Source organism: Nonomuraea sp. NPDC049649 (assembly GCF_040675175.1).
Lineage (GTDB): Bacteria > Actinomycetota > Actinomycetes > Streptosporangiales > Streptosporangiaceae > Nonomuraea.
Genome location: NZ_JBFAOH010000005.1, coordinates 228205 through 243895, shown reverse-complemented (window position 1 = coordinate 243895; position 15691 = coordinate 228205). Strand labels below are relative to the sequence as shown.

The window sequence follows — 15691 nt, the reverse complement described above, 5'->3', positions numbered from 1 at the left end:
TTGCCTCACGGGGAAAACGGGCAGATGTTCTGACCATGAAGAAGCTCATCAACTCCGCCGAGTCCGTGGTGGACGACGCGCTCGCCGGGCTGGCCGCGGCGCACCCCTCGCTGCGGGTACGCGACCGCGTGGTCTACCGGGCGGAGGGGCCGCGGCCCGGCAAGGTGGGCCTGGTTTCCGGCGGCGGGTCGGGGCACGAACCGCTGCACGCCGCCTTCGTGGGCCCCGGCATGCTCGACGCCGCCTGCCCGGGTGAGATCTTCACGTCGCCGGTGCCCGACCAGATCGTCGACGCGACCAGGGGAGCCGACGGCGGCGCGGGCGTGCTCCACATCGTGAAGAACTACACGGGCGACGTGCTGAACTTTGAGATGGCCGCCGAGCTCTGCGACGACGTGCGGGTGGAGAGTGTGCTGGTCGACGACGACGTGGCGGTGCAGGACTCGCTCTACACGGCGGGCCGGCGCGGCACCGGCGCGACGCTGTTCGTGGAGAAGATCGCGGGTGCGCTGGCCGAGGAGGGCGCGCCGCTGGAGGAGGTGGCGCGGGTGGCCCGCGAGGTGGACGAGCGCAGCCGCTCGTTCGGCATCGCGCTCACCTCGGGGGTGACGCCCGCGGCCGGGAAGCCCACCTTCGACCTGCCGGACGACCAGGTGGAGCTGGGCATCGGCATCCACGGCGAGCCGGGCAGGTCTCGGGTCCCGATGGCGCCGGCGCGCGAGCTGGCCGCGGTGGCGATGGACGCCGTCCACGGCGACCTCCCGCTGAGCGGCGACCTGCTGGTCTTGGTCAACGGCATGGGCGGCACCCCGCTGATCGAGCTGTACGTGGTCTTCGCCGAGGTGGAGGCGTACATCCGGGGCAAGGGCGCGCGGGTGGCGCGCTCGCTGGTCGGCGACTACGTGACGAGCCTCGACATGCAGGGCTTCTCGGTGACGGCCTGCCGCCTGGACGACGAGCTGACCCGCCTGTGGGACGCCCCGGTCGAGACGCCGGGCCTGCGGTGGGGGCGCTGATGGCCGGGATGCTCGACACCGGGTTCTTCCTCGCCTGGATGACGGGCGCGGCGGAGGCGGTCCGGCGGCACCGCGACCGGCTCACCGGCCTGGACGCCGCGATCGGCGACGCCGACCACGGCTCGAACCTCGACCGCGGCTTCACCGAGGTGCGCAAGGCGCTGACCGAGTGGCCGCCGACCTCGCCCGCGCAGGTGCTGGTGTCCGCGGGCACGACACTGATCCGCCGCGTGGGCGGCGCCTCCGGTCCTCTGTACGGGTCGCTCTTCCGGCAACTGGGTAAGGCGCTGGACGTGCCGGTGACGCCGGCCGGGTTCGCGGCGGCGTTCGAGTCCGGGGTGCGGGCGGTGGAGCGGCTGGGCAAGGCCGCCCAGGGAGACAAGACCATGATCGACGCGCTCGCCCCGGCCGCCCGTGCCCTGACGCAGGCCGTACAGGAGGGTGCTGGGGAGCGGAAGGCGTTCGAGCGGGCGGCGCGCGCGGCCGAGGAGGGGGCGAAGGCGACGATTCCGCTGCGCGCCCGGAAGGGGCGCGCCAGCTACCTGGGTGAGCGCAGCATCGGCCACGAGGACCCGGGGGCGGCGTCGGCGGCGCTGATCATGGCGGCGCTGGCGGAGGCGGCGGCGTGATGGTGGGCGTGGTGCTCGTCTCGCACAGCGCGGGGCTGGCCGCCGAGACGGTGGCGCTGGCGCGCGGCATCGCGGGCCAGGACGCGCCGATCGCGGCGGCCGGGGGTGACGACGACGGCGGGCTCGGCACCAGCATGGACCGGATCGAGGCGGCGGTGCGCGAGGTCGACCAGGGCGACGGCGTGGTGCTCATCCCCGACGTGGGCAGCTCCGTGATCACCGCCGGGCTGCTGGAGGAGCCCGGCCGGGTGGTGCTGGCGGACGTGCCGTTCGTGGAGGGCGCGATCGCGGCGGCCGTCGCGGCGGGCGGCGGCGCCGCCCTGGCCGGGGTGCTGGCCGCCGCCGAGGAGGCGCGCTGCCACCGCAAGCGCTGACTAGCTGACTAGTGGCCCTTGAACGCCTCCTCCAGCCACCACGACGGACGGTCGGCGGTGACCTTGGCGTGCACCAGCAGCGGCCGGTCGCGCGGCCCCGCGAGCCAGGTAGCCACGCCTTCCAGGTCGTCGCGCCGGGTGACGGTCACGGCCTCGAACCCGTACCCGCGCGCGATCGAGGCCAGGTCGGCGGGCGGGAACCGGACGGTCTCCAGCGGGTGGCCGTGCGGGCCGAAGTGGTGCACCTCGGCGCCGTAGGCCTCGTCGTCGTAGACCACGACCACCATCGGCAGCCCGAGCCGGACAACGGTCTCCAGCTCGGCGATGCCCATGAACGCGCCGCCGTCGCCGAGCGCCGCCACCGGCAGCCGGTCGGGGCGGGCCACGGCGGCGCCGATCGCGGTGGCGAGGCCGAGCCCGACCGCCTGGAACGCCTGCGTGAAGCAGAACCCCTGCTCGTCCGGCACGTCCAGGAACATCGCCGGGTAGCCCATGAAGTTGCCCGAGTCGGTGGCCACGATCCGCTCGGCGGGCAGCAGGTCGTCCAGGCCGATGGTGAGCGTCCTCGGGTCGATGCGGCCGTCGCCGCTCTCGTCCCGGTACGGAACCGCACGCCAGCGGCCTTCCTCCTGGATACGGCGGGCGAGGTCGGGCGAGCGATAACCGGACCGTTCTGCGGCCTCGGCCGCGACCGCGCGGGCGACCTCGGCCACGTCTCCCACCACGCCGAGGTCGGCGGGCACGTGCTTGCCGAAGACCGTACGGTCGAGGTCCACCTGGGCGACCTCGGCACCGGGGCCGATCAGGGAGCCGTGCCGGGTCGTCCACATGTTGAGCGCACACCCCCAGCCCACCACCAGGTCGGCGCCCTGGATCAGCTCGGCCGCGAGCGGCGTCGCGAACCCGCCGCTCACGTCCAGATCCCACGGGCTGCCCCGGAACAGCCCCTTCGCCACAGCAGAGGTGGCCAGCAGCGCACCGGTCCTTTCGGCCAGTTCCTCCAGCTCCCGCCGGGCATGCCGCGCCCCGCGCCCGGCGACGAACACCGGCCGCTCCGCCACCCCCAGCATCCGCCGCAACCCTTCGACCTCATCCGCAGAGGCCACGGGCACGCCCTCACGAACAGCGGCGTCCCCCTCCCGCGGTTCCCGGCCCGCCCCGGACTCGGCGGCTCCACCCAGCCATCCGGCACGGACGCCCTCCTCTCCCCCTTCACGGCCCGCCCCGGACTCGGCGGCTCCACCCAGCCACCCGGTGCGGACGCCCTCTTCTCCTTCTTCACGGCCTGTCCCGGGCACCGGCGACGGGCCGGGCTCGGATTGGATGTCGAGGGGGAGGTTGAGGACGACGGTGCGGCGGTCGTCGCGGGCGATGCGGAAGGCTTCCAGGGTGTTCCGGGCCGCCTCCGCCGGGTCGGTGATCCGGAGGGGGACGGCGCCCACCGAGCGGGCGGCGGCGTCCTGGTCGATGTGGAAGTTGGAGCGCGCGTCCGTGGCCTCGCCGGTGAGCACGACGAGCGGGGTGCGGCTCTTGGCGGCCTCGGCGATGCCGGTGATCGCGTTGGTCAGGCCGGGGCCCTGGTGGACGGAGAGGACCGTCACGTCGCCGGTCATCCGGGCGTAGGCGTCGGCCATGGTGGCCGCGCCGCCCTCGTGGCGGGCCGCGACGAAGCGCACGCCCTGGCCCACCAGGGCGTTGGTGACGTGGAAGTTGCCGCTGCCGACCACGCCGAACACGGTCCGGACGCCCGCCTCGGCGAGCACCCGGCCGACGACCTCGGCGACGATCACTTCGGCTGCCCGCGCTCGACCAGGGCGAGCACCCGCACCGGGCTGCCAGAGCCGCCGACGATGGGCAGCGGCGGCGCCACCACGAGCGCGCCGGTGGCCGGGAGCCGGTCGAGGTTGCGCAGCATGGTGAGCCCGTACTTGCCGGCGCCGTGCATGAAGGCGTGGCAGGGGAAGGCCGGGTCGAAGGAGTGGGCGGCGCCCGCGTCGGTGCCGACGGTCTCGACGCCCAGCCCGATGACCGGCGCCTCCTCGGCGAGCCAGCGGGCGCATTCGACCGAGATGCCGGGGGTGTGCGGGCCGTTCTCGTCGGCGTTGAGGAAGGTCTCCTGGGCTCCGGCGCGGGCGTCCCAGCCGGTGCGGTAGAGCAGCCAGCCGCCGTCGGGCAGCGGCCCGTTGGCGCGCTCCCACTCCTTGACGTGGTCGATCTCGAGGAGGAAGTCGGGGTCCGCGGCCGCCTCGGCGGTGAAGTCGAGCACCGCGGCGGGCGCGATCAGGCTGGACACCGGCACCTGGGAGACGTCCTCGCCGTCGCGGCCGGTCGCCCAGTGGATGGGCGCGTCGAAGTGGGTGCCCGTGTGTTCGCCGGTGTGGATGTCGTTCCAGTACCACCCGGGGCCGCGGTCGTCGTAGCGGCTGATCTCCTCCAGCCGGAACGGGATGGTGTTGCCGAACGGCTCGGGCAGCTGGAGGACCGGGGTCTTCTCGGACAGGGGCGCGGTGAGGTCGATCACCTCGATCGTGCCGTCGCGCAGGCTGGCTGCGAAGCTCCTCAACACCGACATGGCTTCCTCCTCGCGTGGGGCTGAGCCGCATCCTCCTATGCGTACGACAACCTCCGCAATCACACTCATCCCCGGCGGTTCGTCAGGCACGCGTCCATTCGGCGCAGCCGGCCGTCTGGAAGCTCTTGTCGGTCGCCTGGATGGTGACGGTGTCCGGCCCGGTCGGCATGCCGGCGTCGATCACGTCCGCCAGGCCGGGGCCGCTCATGCGGGCCCAGTAGCAGTTGGCGGAGCCGGGTGCGGGGCCGGCGGTGCGGTACGTGCCGGGCTGGATGTCGACGCCGACGACGAGCGTGCGCATGGTGGCGAGCAGGTCGTCCGGGTTGGACGGTACGGGGTCGTCCGGCGTGACGGGAGCGGAGGTGGCGGGGTCGGGGACGGCGGGATCAGACGCGGCGGGGTCGGGCACAGCAGGGTCGGAGGCTGCGGGGTCGGGCACGGCGGGGCCGGTGGGCGGGGTGTCCGGCGGCGGCTCCTCGACCGTCACCGTGACCCGGGGTGCGGGCGCGGCGGACGGGTCTAAGGAGCCGAGGCCGACGAGGAACCCGATGAGGAACCCCACCACCCCGGTCAGCCCGGCGACGAGCATGATGATCGTCGGGCTGCTCGACGCGCTCGGGTACTCCGGAGGGGGCCGGTACATCACCAGGACAGCGTCCCACCCCGATCAGCGGTGGAGATAGTCCACCAGCGACGCCTTCTCCGTCTCCAGCTCGTCGATGGCGCTCTTGACCACGTCGCCGATGCTCACGATGCCGGCGAGCCGGTCGTTCTCGACCACCGGCACGTGCCGGATCCGGTGCGTGGTCATGGTCTCGCGCAGCTCGTCGACCCGGTCGGCGGGGGTGACGGTGCGCACTTCGGCGGTCATGATCGACGAGACGGGCTCATCGAGGATGCCCGCGCCGCGATCGTGCAGCCGGCGCACCACGTCGCGCTCGGAGACGATCCCGTCGATGGTGACGCCGTCTTCGGAGACCACGACGGCGCCGATGTTGTGCTCGGCCAGTGCGGCCAGGAGGTCGCGAACGGTGGCCTGCGGCGCCACGGTCGCGACGTCGCTTCCCTTGTTGCGCAGGATCGTACCGATCAGCATCTGCACCACCTCGGCTAATGAGGTACCCCGACCTGATTCCAGGCAAGCAACGGGGCCCGTGGCCGTCAAGAACTCACGTAAGCTGATCCCCCTACCATGTGAAATACCACTGCGGGAGCAGCTGTGACCGAGCCTCTCAACACCGGCAGCCACGACCTGCCGATCACCGAGGAGCTGGCCGCGTTCATGCGGACCGGCTGGGCGGACACCCGGCGGGCCGACGTGCGCGCACTGCCCGTCGCCCCTTGGGCGGCCAAGCGCCGGGCCGCGCTGGCGAGCCGGTTCCCCGGGGAGCGGCTGGTCGTCCCGGCGGGCACGCTCAAGGTCCGCAGCAACGACTGCGACTACCGGTTCCGCCCGCACAGCGCCTTCTCGTACCTGACAGGCGCGGGCGAGCCGGGCGAGGTGCTCGTGATCGAGCCGTCCGGCGAGGCGGTCCTGTACGTCCGGCCGCGCTCCCCCAGGGAGGAGGGCCAGGAGTTCTACCGCGACCGCCGCTACGGCGAGTTCTGGGTGGGCCGCAGGCCCGACCTGGCGGAGGCGGCGGAGCTCTACCAGATCGACTGCGCCCACCTGCGCGAGCTGGAGCTGACGGGCCCGGCCCGGGTGCTGCGCGGGGTGGATCCGGCGGTGGACGCGGCGGTCGAGCCCGGCGACGGCGACGCCGAGCTGGAGAGCTACCTGTCGGAGGCCCGGCTGGTCAAGGACGAGTGGGAGATCGGCGAGCTGCAGGCCGCGGTCGACGCGACGGTGCGCGGCTTCGAGGACGTGGTGCGCGCCATCCCGCAGGCGCTGCGCCACGCGCGCGGCGAGCGTTACCTGGAGGGCGTGTTCGGGCTGCGCTCGCGGCTGGAGGGCAACGCGGTCGGCTACGAGAGCATCGTCGCCTCCGGCGCGCACGCCTGCGTGCTCCACTGGATCCGCAACGACGGCCGCCTCGACCCGGCCGACATGCTGCTGCTGGACGCGGGCGTCGAGACCGACACCCTCTACACCGCCGACATCACCCGGACGCTGCCGCTCTCGGGCCGGTTCAGCCCGGTGCAGCGGCAGGTGTACGAGCTGGTCTACGAGGCGCAGTCGGCCGCGATCGAGGTGCTGCGGCCGGGTGTCCGGTTCCGCGACTTCCACCTGACGGCCATGCGCGTCATCTGCGAGGGCCTGCACGAGTGGGGCCTGCTGAAGGACTCGCCCGACGCGCTCATGGAGAGCGGGCTCTACCGCCGCTACACGCTCTGCAGCAGCGGCCACATGCTGGGCCTGGACGTGCACGACTGCGCCAGGGCGCGGGCGGAGACGTATCTGGACGGCGTGCTGGAGGAGGGCCAGGTGCTGACGGTGGAGCCCGGCCTGTACCTCCAGCCGGACGACCTCACCCTGCCGGAGGAGTTCCGCGGCCTGGGCGTCCGCATCGAGGACGACCTGGTCATCACCGCCGACGGGGCGCGGCTGATGTCGGCGGCACTCCCCCGCCACCCGGACGAGGTGGAGAGCTGGATGGCGGTCCTGCTCGGCTGACCCCCCGGCCGCCTCAGCGGGCCGCCGGTTCGATGGCGCGCTCCTGCCACCCTGACGAGGCAGAGGGCTGGACGGTCCTGCTCGGCTGAACACCTCGGCCGCCTCAGCGGGCCGGTTCGATGTTCGGGTTGAGGTGGAAGACGTTGTCCGGGTCGTACTCGGCCTTGATCGCGGCCAGCCGGGCGTACTTCTCCTCGCCGTAGGAGGCGCGGACGCGCGCGGGGTCCCGGTCGGCGAGGAAGTTCACGTACGCGCCGGTGCCCCGGGAGTACGGGAGCAGCGCCGACCAGGCGTCGCGGGCCCACTCCTTCTCCCGTTCCAGGGCGTCCGGCGCGGGCGTGAGCGCGGCGACGGACATCGTGTAGTGCGGCTCGCGGGGGCCACCGAAGGCGGTGGCCTCGTCCGGGACGGAGCTGAAGGCGCCGTCGAGGCGGAACACCGGCATGAGCGACATCGGCGAGCCCTTGCGCACCGCGTGCTCGCAGAGCGCGGCGATCGCGTCCGGCCCGAGTGACGGCAGGTCGAGCGCCTTCTCGTAGGCGGCCACTCCCGGCGGCGCGCTCTCGTCCAGCAGCGACTGGAGTCGTGCGTACGACATCGGGGTGATGAACGAGAACAGCGGCGGCAGCGCGTTCCTGACGGACTCCACGACGGCCGCGTGCTGCTCGGCCGAGCCGAACCCGGCCAGCATGAGCGCGTGCCCGGGCCGCAGGCGGTACTCCTCCGGCACGAACGAGCCGGAGGGCGCGCTGGCGCCGAACCCGGCGAGCGCGCCGAAGCCGCGGGGCAGGCCGGTGACGGCCCGGTCGATCGCCTCGGCCGCCTCGCGGCCCCGTTCGGCCTCCCAGAACAGCAGCGCCACCCGCACTTCGGGCCCGACCGGATGGAGCCGGTAGGAGAAGGAGGTGACGACGCCGAAGTTGCCGCCGCCGCCGCGCAGCGCCCAGAACAGGTCGGGGTGCTCGCGCGCCGAGGCGTGCACCTGCCGCCCGTCGGCGAGTACGAGGTCGGCGGATTCCAGGTTGTCCGCGGTCAGCCCGTGGTCGTGGCTCAGCCAGCCGAACCCGCCGCCGAGGGTGTGCCCGGCGACGCCGGTGTGGCTGATCACGCCGCCGGGGGTGGCCAGCCCGTACGTCTGCGTGGCGGCGTCGAGGTCGGCCCAGGTCGCGCCGCTGTCGCAGGACACCCAGCGGCTGGCGGGGTCGACGTCGATCAGCCGCAGGCCGCTCAGGTCGATCATGAGGCCGCCGTCGGTCACGGCCGTGCCGGCGGTGCTGTGGCCGCCGCCGCGCACGGAGATCTCCAGGTTCTCCTCCCTGGCGTAGGAGATCGCGGCGGCCACGTCGTCGGCGCCGTCGCACCGTACGATCACGGCGGGGCGCCGGTCGACGGCGCCGTTCCAGACCTTCCTGATGACCTCGTACTCGGCGTCCCGCGGGGAGAGCACGCGCCCGGCGCATCTCTCGCGCAGCCCGTCGATTCCGCTTTTGAGCAGCTGAACCATGTCCGCACCCCCCGGGTGCGCGCTGACGACGGAAATACCACTTAATCCTAGGATTTGCCGTATTTGCGCTGGGTTGGTGTGAGGGCAAATCTAGGTCATAGGCGTCCATCACAGGCGAGGCGCGGAAGAACGCGCCGCAGGTTACCCGCCATAACCGATACCCCTGCCGGGGAAGGCGCGATCGCGGGCTAATCTGGAAGAGTGTTTCCACTGGCGGCGCGACCGCCGGACCGGGCCCTGGATAGGAGATCATGAGCGAGCCCCGCTGGCTTTCCCCCTTCGAGCAACGTGCCTGGCGGACCCACCTGGCCCTGCACAAGCTCCTCATGCACCGCCTGGACCGGGAACTCCAGGAGCACCAGCTGTCCCTGAACGACTACGAGATCCTGGTCAACCTCTCCGAGAGCCCCGGCCGCCGCATGCGCATGAGCGACCTGGCCGACGCCACGATCCAGTCGCGCAGCCGCCTGTCCCACCAGATCTCCCGGATGGAGGCCAAGGGGCTGGTGGTCCGCGAAGACTGCCGCGACGACCGGCGCGGCACCTTCGCCGTGCTGACCGACCAGGGCTGGGACACCATCCAGCGGGTGGCGCCCGTCCACGTGAACGGCGTGCGCGAACACTTCGTCGACCGGCTGACCGACGACCAGCTCATCGAGCTGGAGGCCGCCTTCACCCCGATAGTCGAACACCTGAAGAAGCTGCGCTGACACCCAACCGATACCCATCACCGCGCGCGGCTGTCGCCCTCGCTCGCTACGATCCGCTTCATGCTGAGAAAGCTCCTCCTCGTCCTCCTCATCGCGGGCCTGAGCGCCTGCTCGTCCGGCGGCGGCGAGGAGCTGCCCGCGGGGCCCGACCTGATGCGGAAGGCCGCGCAGGCGATGCGGTCGGTGAAGTCGGCGGCGTTCACGATCGCCACCGAGGGCAAGCCGAACGTGCCGGTCAAGAACGCCGACGGGCGACTCACCGCGGAGGGCGACGGCGACGGCACGATCACCTTGGAGGTGTTCGGCAGCCTCCAGGAGATCACGTTCGCCCTGATCGGCGACACCGTCCACTTCAAGGGCCCGACGGGCGGCTTCCAGAAGCTCACCCGCAAGGAGCTGGCCCAGATCTACGACCCGTCGCTGATCCTCGACCCCGCCAAGGGCATCGCCCAGCTGCTCGAATCCGCCTCCGACCCGCAGGTGCAGGCTGAAGAGGGCAGCGACTACCGCGTGGCGACCGGGTTCTCCGAGCAGACCCTCAGCACGCTCGTACCAGGCGTGACCGAGCCCGTGAACGCCACGATCTGGATCGACAAGGCCACCAGCAGGCTCACCAAGATCGAGCTGCCCCTCAAGGACGGCAGCGTGCGCGTGACGCTGGCCGACTACGACACGCCGGTCACGATCACGCCGCCGCCCACGGCCGGATGAGGCGCGCCCGCCGGGTCGCGCTCGGCGTCGGCGGCGCGGTCGTGCTGCTGGCCGCGCTCGACGCGTACGTGGTCGTGACCGTCCTCATCGATATCGCCGCCGACCTCGGCATCCCGCTCAACCGGCTGGAACGGGCCACGCCCGTGGTGACGGGGTTCCTGCTGGGCTACGTCGCGGCGATGCCGCTGCTCGGGCAGCTGTCCGACCGTTACGGCAGGAAGCCGCTCATCCACGCCTGCCTGGCGGCGTTCACGCTCGGCTCGGTATTGACGGCCCTGGCGGCATCCGAGGCGATGGTGGTGACGGGCCGGACCGTCCAGGGGATCGCGGGCGGTGCGCTGCTGCCCATCACGATGGCGCTCATCGGCGACCTGTGGGGCGAGCGCGAACGGCCGCTGGCGCTGGGCGCCGTCGGCGCGGCCCAGGAGCTGGGCAGCGCGCTCGGGCCCGTGTACGGCGGGGTGCTGGCGCTGATTCCCAGCTTCGCGGTGCTCGGGGTGGAGCTGGGCGACTGGCACGCCATCTTCTGGATCAACGTGCCGCTGGCCCTCGCCGCGGCCCTCGCCGTCCACTGGGGCATCCCCTCCTCCCGGCCGGTCCCCGTACACCCACTCCCCTCACCGACCCCCGCCACCCGGGAAAGCACCGCACCCGCCGGTTCTCCCGAAGACGGGCAGGCAGACCCGGAGAACGCCGCTCCCGAGCCCGCCGGTTCCACCGGAGAAGGGCGGGCCACTCCCGAGCCTGCCGGTTCCCCCGGCGCGCGGCCCGCCGAAGAGCGGCGAGTGGACTTGGCGAGCACCGCGACCGCCGGTTCTGCTGGAGAGGGGCGGGCGGACCTGGAAAGCGCCACGGGCCCCGCCCTCGGTTCTTCCCGGGAGAGGCGGGTGGACTGGGTCGGTGGGGGGTTGCTGGCGCTGGCGCTGGGGTTGCTGGTGGCGGGGCTGTACAACCCGGATCCGGCGACGGCGGTGCTGCCCGCGTGGGGGCCGCCGCTGATCGGAGCGGGGGTGCTGGCGGGGGCGGCGTTCGTGTGGTGGGAGATCCGCTCGCCGGTACGGCTGCTCGACCTCACCGGCGTGCCCAAGGGTCCGTTGCTGTCGACGCTGGGCGTGAGCTTCGTGACGGGCGCGGCGTTGCTGGTCACGATGGTGTTCGTGCAGTTCACCGCGCAGACGATGCTCGGCATGGAGGCGCTGGAGGCGTCGCTGGTGCTGGGCAGGTTCCTGGTGGCGCTGCCGGTGGGGGCGCTGCTGGGCGGGCTGCTGACGCGGCGGTTCGGCGGGCGGGAGGTCACGGTGGCGGGCCTGCTGGTGGCCGCCGCGGGCTACGTGTTCATGAGCCGCTGGCCGCTGGAGCTGGCGGAGGCGCGGCTGATGATGGACGCGACGCTGGTGGTGGCGGGTCTCGGGGTGGGCCTGGTGATCGCGCCGGTGTCGGCGGCGGCGCTGCGGGTGACCCCGGCGGCGCAGCACGGGGTGGCGTCGGCGGCGGTCGTGGTGGCCCGGATGATGGGGATGCTCATCGGCATCGCCGCGGTTTCGGCCTGGGGTTTCTACCGTTTTCAGTCGCTGACCGCGCATCTGGACACGCCGCTGCCGTTCGGGGTCGAACCGGACGAGTACGCGCGGCGGCTGTCGGAGTACACAGCCGCGGTCCAGGCAGCGCTCCATGTGGAATATACGGAAATGTTCCTGGTCACGGCCTTCATCTGCCTCATCGGGGCCGGTTTGGCGTGCTTCATTCCCCGTAGAGCTAAAATACCTGTGACGCAGGTATAAGCATTCCACAAATTACGTCATGCCGGATTAGGGTCGTCCGAAATCGACGCCTGGCGGGAGATGCAGCGGGGGCAGAAGCATCTGGACATGGCGCTGCGCGGGGTGCCGGTGCTCCCCCGTACAGGCTGACCCGCCGCCCGAAGAGCCCGGGCGGCGGGAGGTGCGGCTACGGCGTGAGGCGGTGCAGGTCGCGCGGGAACGCGGTGACCTGGCGGATGTTGGCCGCGCCTGTCAGGCGCGCCGTCCACCGCTCCAGCCCGATGGCGAACCCGCCGTGCGGCGGCATCCCGTACGCGAACGTCCGCAGGTACGCCTCGTACGGTTCCGCGTTCTCGCCCCGGGCGGCCAACGCGTCCAGGTAGTCCTGGTGCCGGTGGAGCCGCTGCCCGCCGGTCACCAGTTCCAGGCCCCGGAAGAGCAGGTCGAAGCCGTTGGTGTAGCCGGGCCTGTCCGGGTCGGGATGGGTGTAGAAGGGCCGTTTGGCCAGCGGGTAGCCGGTGACGAAGAGGAACTCCGAGCCGTGCTCGCGCAGCGCCCACTCCGACAGCCACCGCTCCTGGGCCGGTGACAGGTCCGGTTCGTCCTCGCCGGTCATCCGCTGCGCCTCGGTGAAGTGGATGGCCGGGATCTCGGCGGGCACCTCGGGCAGTTCGGCGCCGAGCCGGGCCACGGCCCGGGCGGCGCGCTCGCGGACCGATTCCACCATGCCGGCCACGGCCTCGCGGAGCACGGCCATCACGTCCCGGTGGTCGCGGACGAAGCCCAGCTCGGCGTCGAGGCTGGTGTACTGGGCCAGGTGACGGACGGTGTCGTGCGGCTCGGCGCGGAAGACCGGGCCCACCTCGTACACCCGCTCGAACACGCCGACCATCGCCTGCTTGTAGAACTGCGGCGACTGGGCGAGGTAGGCGGGGCGGCCGAAGTAGTCGATGCCGAACACGTTCGCGCCGGACTCGGTGGCCGACGCGACGATCTTCGGGGTGTGGACCTCGGTGAAGCCGAGCCGGTCCAGCGCGGCGCGGAACCCGGCCACGCTCGCGGCCGAGATCTCCAGCGGCGCCCGCAGCGCCGGGTGGCGCAGGGCGGCGGGCGCGTGGTCGAGCACCGTCGGCAGCGTCGCCGGCACCACGGGCCTGAACAGGTCGAACGGCGGCGGCTCGACCGGCCTGGACAGCACCTCGATCTCCGGTTCGGCCAGTTCGGCGCCCCCGGGCGCCTGCGGGTTGGCGGTCACGGTGCCGGTGACCGCCACGACGCTCTCCTCGGCGGGCAGGTCGCCCGCCGTGACCGCCTGGGCCAGCCCGGAGCGGTCTCTGACGATGAGGAAGGACACGGATTTCAGCAGCCGGCGGCGATGGACCCAGCCGGCGATCGTCACTCGTTGCCCGGCGTGCTCGGCGAGCTCGGCGGACAGAACACGAGAGATCATGACAGCTCCTCGGAAGGAAGATGTATGACCCCTTGGGAGTGCGGGGGAGAAGGGAACTCCCGGTGCCACCGCACTTTCACCGCCCGGAACAGGCGGCCTCTCGGACCCTGTGACGGGGGTCAGGCCGGCGGGGCATTTCCTCCCCGCACTCGGGAGTGTCTTCACCGGGGGGCGCGGGACCGCCATCACAGCACCCGGCGGCTCTCTCGGCCCGCGGGGACCCGGCTACTCGTCTCCGTCGACGCGTTGCGCCGATGGTATATCAGTGGTCCTTCTTCTGTCGCTTCTCTCTGATCTTCATGGTGACCTCGATGGGCGAGCCGGCGAAGCCGAACTCCTCGCGCAGGCGCCGCTCGATGAAGCGCCGGTAGGTCTCTTCGAGCCAGCCGGAGGTGAACAGCACGAACTTGGGCGGCTCGATCGACGCCTGGGTGGCGAAGAGGATCTTCGGCTGCTTGCCGCCGCGCACCGGGGGCGGCGTCTGCCGCACCAGCTCGGTCAGGAACGTGTTCAGCCGGGACGTCGGCACCCGGGTCGACCAGGACTCCAGCGCCCGCTCCAGGGCGGGCACCAGCCGGTCGACGTGGCGGCCGGTCTTGGCGGAGATGTTGACCCGCAGCGCCCACGGGGTGCGGGCGAGCTGGCGGTCGATCTCCTTCTCCAGGTAGTAGCGGCGGTCCTCGTCGACGAGGTCCCACTTGTTGAACGCGACCACCATCGCCCGGCCGGACTCGATCACCAGGCTGATGATGCGCAGGTCCTGCTCGGTGAGGGGCTGGCTGGCGTCGATGAGCACCACCGCGACCTCCGAGCGCTCCAGCGCGGCGCGGGTGCGCATGGCGGCGTAGAAGTCGGCGCCCTGCAGCTCGCGGTCGCGCCGCCGGATGCCGGCCGTGTCGACGAACCGCCACGTCCGGCCGCCCAGCTCGATCAGCTCGTCGACGGGGTCGCGGGTGGTGCCGGCCACCGAGTCGACCAGCACCCGCTCCTCCCCCGCCAGCTTGTTGAGCAGGGAGGACTTGCCGACGTTGGGCTTGCCGAGCAGCGCCACCCGGGCGGGGCCGCCCTCTTCGCCGAAGCTCTCGCGCGGCGTCTCGGGCAGCGCGTCGAGGACCACGTCGAGCAGGTCGCCGCTGGCGCGGCCGTGCAGCGCGGAGACGGGGTAGGGCTCGCCGAGGCCGAGCGACCAGAGCGCGGCGGCCTCCAGCTCGACCTCCTGGTTGTCGACCTTGTTGGCGGCCAGGATGACGGGCTTGCCGGACTGGCGCAGCACCGAGCCGACGATCTCGTCGGCGTCGGTGGCGCCCACGGTGGCGTCGACCACGAACACGATCACGTCGGCCAGCTCGGTGGCGACCTGCGCCTGCTCGGCGATGCGCAGCCCCATGCCGGTGGCGTCGGGGTCCCACCCGCCGGTGTCGACCACGGTGAAGCGGCGGCCCCGCCAGTTCGCCTCGTAGGCGACCCGGTCGCGGGTCACGCCGGGCACGTCCTCCACGACCGCCTCGCGGCGGCCGATGATGCGGTTGACCAGCGTGGACTTGCCGACGTTCGGCCGCCCTACGATGGCCACCACCGGCAGCTGCGGGCCGCCGCGGTCGCCGGTGACCTCGAGATCGTCGAGTTCAGCCTCGACCCAATCCCCCGTTGGCATGGTGTCTCATTCCTGTGAGTCCCGCACCGTTCAGGTGCGCTCCTTGACCAGTCTCAGCACCTCCGCGATCACCTCGTCGAGGGTGAGCGCGGTGGTGTCGAGCTCGACGGCGCCATCCGCCATCGAGAGTGGATCCGTCTTGCGTGTCGAGTCGAGCGTGTCACGCCTGGCCATCGCCGCCTGCTGCGCCTCGGCGGTGGTGCCGGTCAGCTCGGCCGACCGGCGCCGCGCGCGGGCCTCCGGGCTGGCCGTCAGGTAGATCTTGACCTGGGCGCCGGGGGCGACGACGGTGCCGATGTCGCGGCCCTCGACCACGATGTCGCCGTCGCCGATGATCTGCCGCTGCAGGTCGACGAGGCGCTTGCGGACCTCGGGCACCGCCGCGACGGCGGAGACGGCCGAGGTGACCTCGTCCTGGCGGATCGGCTCCGACACGTCGACGCCGCCGACGTGGATCGCCGGGGCGCCGGGGTCGGTGCCGGAGACGATCTCGGGCTCGCCGCAGCGGGACGCGATCGCGGCGGGATCGGCGAGGTCGACGCCCTGCCGGAGGATCCACCACGTCATCGCGCGGTACTGCGCCCCGGTGTCGAGGTAGCGCAGACCCAGCGCGCGGGCCACCCCGCGCGACACGCTCGACTTGCCCGACCCCGAAGGGCCGTCCATGGCGACGACCAGACCGGCCACGGCTCTCCCT

The 15691-nt window shown here is 72.5% G+C and carries 15 protein-coding genes; 7 read left to right on the top strand and 8 right to left on the bottom strand.

The genetic code is table 11. The features are described from left to right. The first annotated feature begins 35 nt into the window (after positions 1–35). Genes dhaK through AB0J42_RS09970 form a run of 3 tightly spaced genes read left to right on the top strand, consistent with a single transcriptional unit; the run spans position 36 to position 2019 of the window. Complete coding sequence (gene dhaK / locus AB0J42_RS09980; protein WP_364290930.1) at positions 36–1016, top strand: dihydroxyacetone kinase subunit DhaK; 981 nt, start codon at positions 36–38, stop codon at positions 1014–1016. Continuing rightward, positions 1016–1645 (top strand): dihydroxyacetone kinase subunit DhaL, encoded by a 630-nt coding sequence (gene dhaL / locus AB0J42_RS09975; protein WP_364290928.1) that lies wholly within the window; start codon positions 1016–1018, stop codon positions 1643–1645. Before dhaK ends, dhaL begins: the two co-directional genes overlap by 1 nt. Continuing rightward, on the top strand, positions 1645–2019 hold the full coding sequence (locus AB0J42_RS09970; protein ID WP_364291124.1) for a phosphoenolpyruvate--protein phosphotransferase: 375 nt from the start codon (positions 1645–1647) through the stop codon (positions 2017–2019). Before dhaL ends, AB0J42_RS09970 begins: the two co-directional genes overlap by 1 nt. Before the next feature lie 8 nt (positions 2020–2027). On the opposite strand, the gene AB0J42_RS09965 is transcribed toward AB0J42_RS09970, so the two are convergent. The 4 genes from AB0J42_RS09965 to AB0J42_RS09950 all read right to left on the bottom strand — a co-directional run bounded on the left by AB0J42_RS09965 (position 2028) and on the right by AB0J42_RS09950 (position 5687). After that, positions 2028–3809 (bottom strand): thiamine pyrophosphate-binding protein, encoded by a 1782-nt coding sequence (locus AB0J42_RS09965; protein WP_364290926.1) that lies wholly within the window; start codon positions 3807–3809, stop codon positions 2028–2030. After that, entirely contained in the window at positions 3806–4591 is a 786-nt protein-coding gene (locus AB0J42_RS09960) for a cyclase family protein (protein WP_364290924.1), read from the bottom strand. The genes AB0J42_RS09965 and AB0J42_RS09960 overlap by 4 nt, the downstream gene beginning before the upstream one ends. An 82-nt stretch (positions 4592–4673) precedes the next feature. Continuing rightward, entirely contained in the window at positions 4674–5237 is a 564-nt protein-coding gene (locus tag AB0J42_RS09955; protein WP_364290922.1) for a hypothetical protein, read from the bottom strand. Between the two features lie 21 nt (positions 5238–5258). Further along, positions 5259–5687, bottom strand: coding sequence for a CBS domain-containing protein (locus tag AB0J42_RS09950; RefSeq protein ID WP_364290920.1), 429 nt, complete (start codon positions 5685–5687; stop codon positions 5259–5261). Between the two features lie 123 nt (positions 5688–5810). Between AB0J42_RS09950 and AB0J42_RS09945 the strand changes: the two genes are divergently transcribed. Continuing rightward, positions 5811–7205 (top strand): aminopeptidase P family protein, encoded by a 1395-nt coding sequence (locus tag AB0J42_RS09945; protein WP_364290919.1) that lies wholly within the window; start codon positions 5811–5813, stop codon positions 7203–7205. Positions 7206–7308: 103 nt separating this feature from the next. On the opposite strand, the gene AB0J42_RS09940 is transcribed toward AB0J42_RS09945, so the two are convergent. Beyond that, a complete protein-coding gene (locus AB0J42_RS09940) occupies positions 7309–8709 on the bottom strand; it encodes an FAD-binding oxidoreductase (RefSeq protein WP_364290917.1) in 1401 nt (466 codons plus the stop codon). 251 nt (positions 8710–8960) lie between these two features. Here AB0J42_RS09940 and AB0J42_RS09935 point away from each other — a divergent pair, with 251 nt between their 5' ends. From AB0J42_RS09935 to AB0J42_RS09925, 3 genes are read left to right on the top strand one after another with little or no spacing between them, the layout of a single operon-like run. Further along, positions 8961–9419: a MarR family transcriptional regulator gene (locus AB0J42_RS09935; RefSeq protein ID WP_364290915.1), complete on the top strand. Its 459-nt coding sequence runs from the start codon at positions 8961–8963 to the stop codon at positions 9417–9419. Positions 9420–9479: 60 nt separating this feature from the next. After that, complete coding sequence (locus tag AB0J42_RS09930) at positions 9480–10130, top strand: LppX_LprAFG lipoprotein (protein WP_364290913.1); 651 nt, start codon at positions 9480–9482, stop codon at positions 10128–10130. Next, positions 10127–11911 (top strand): MFS transporter, encoded by a 1785-nt coding sequence (locus AB0J42_RS09925; protein WP_364290911.1) that lies wholly within the window; start codon positions 10127–10129, stop codon positions 11909–11911. The genes AB0J42_RS09930 and AB0J42_RS09925 overlap by 4 nt, the downstream gene beginning before the upstream one ends. Before the next feature lie 166 nt (positions 11912–12077). On the opposite strand, the gene aspS is transcribed toward AB0J42_RS09925, so the two are convergent. The 3 genes from aspS to cmk form a co-directional block, all read right to left on the bottom strand. Further along, entirely contained in the window at positions 12078–13340 is a 1263-nt protein-coding gene (aspS, locus tag AB0J42_RS09920) for an aspartate--tRNA(Asn) ligase (protein ID WP_364290909.1), read from the bottom strand. A 262-nt stretch (positions 13341–13602) separates the two neighbouring features. Continuing rightward, on the bottom strand, positions 13603–14994 hold the full coding sequence (gene der / locus AB0J42_RS09915; RefSeq protein ID WP_364290907.1) for a ribosome biogenesis GTPase Der: 1392 nt from the start codon (positions 14992–14994) through the stop codon (positions 13603–13605). Positions 14995–15024: 30 nt separating this feature from the next. Then, positions 15025–15681: a (d)CMP kinase gene (gene cmk, locus AB0J42_RS09910; RefSeq protein WP_364290905.1), complete on the bottom strand. Its 657-nt coding sequence runs from the start codon at positions 15679–15681 to the stop codon at positions 15025–15027. Between the last annotated feature and the right edge of the window lie 10 nt (positions 15682–15691).

What these genes read in the sequence shown, in the direction of transcription:
- dhaK (WP_364290930.1), top strand. Translation starts at nt 36, where the DNA reads ATGAAGAAGCTCATCAACTCCGCCGAGTCCGTGGTGGACGACGCGCTC.
- dhaL (WP_364290928.1), top strand. Translation starts at nt 1,016, where the DNA reads ATGGCCGGGATGCTCGACACCGGGTTCTTCCTCGCCTGGATGACGGGC.
- AB0J42_RS09970 (WP_364291124.1), top strand. Translation starts at nt 1,645, where the DNA reads ATGGTGGGCGTGGTGCTCGTCTCGCACAGCGCGGGGCTGGCCGCCGAG.
- AB0J42_RS09960 (WP_364290924.1), bottom strand. Translation starts at nt 4,591, where the DNA reads ATGTCGGTGTTGAGGAGCTTCGCAGCCAGCCTGCGCGACGGCACGATC.
- AB0J42_RS09950 (WP_364290920.1), bottom strand. Translation starts at nt 5,687, where the DNA reads ATGCTGATCGGTACGATCCTGCGCAACAAGGGAAGCGACGTCGCGACC.
- AB0J42_RS09940 (WP_364290917.1), bottom strand. Translation starts at nt 8,709, where the DNA reads ATGGTTCAGCTGCTCAAAAGCGGAATCGACGGGCTGCGCGAGAGATGC.
- AB0J42_RS09935 (WP_364290915.1), top strand. Translation starts at nt 8,961, where the DNA reads ATGAGCGAGCCCCGCTGGCTTTCCCCCTTCGAGCAACGTGCCTGGCGG.
- AB0J42_RS09930 (WP_364290913.1), top strand. Translation starts at nt 9,480, where the DNA reads ATGCTGAGAAAGCTCCTCCTCGTCCTCCTCATCGCGGGCCTGAGCGCC.
- AB0J42_RS09925 (WP_364290911.1), top strand. Translation starts at nt 10,127, where the DNA reads ATGAGGCGCGCCCGCCGGGTCGCGCTCGGCGTCGGCGGCGCGGTCGTG.
- aspS (WP_364290909.1), bottom strand. Translation starts at nt 13,340, where the DNA reads ATGATCTCTCGTGTTCTGTCCGCCGAGCTCGCCGAGCACGCCGGGCAA.
- der (WP_364290907.1), bottom strand. Translation starts at nt 14,994, where the DNA reads ATGCCAACGGGGGATTGGGTCGAGGCTGAACTCGACGATCTCGAGGTC.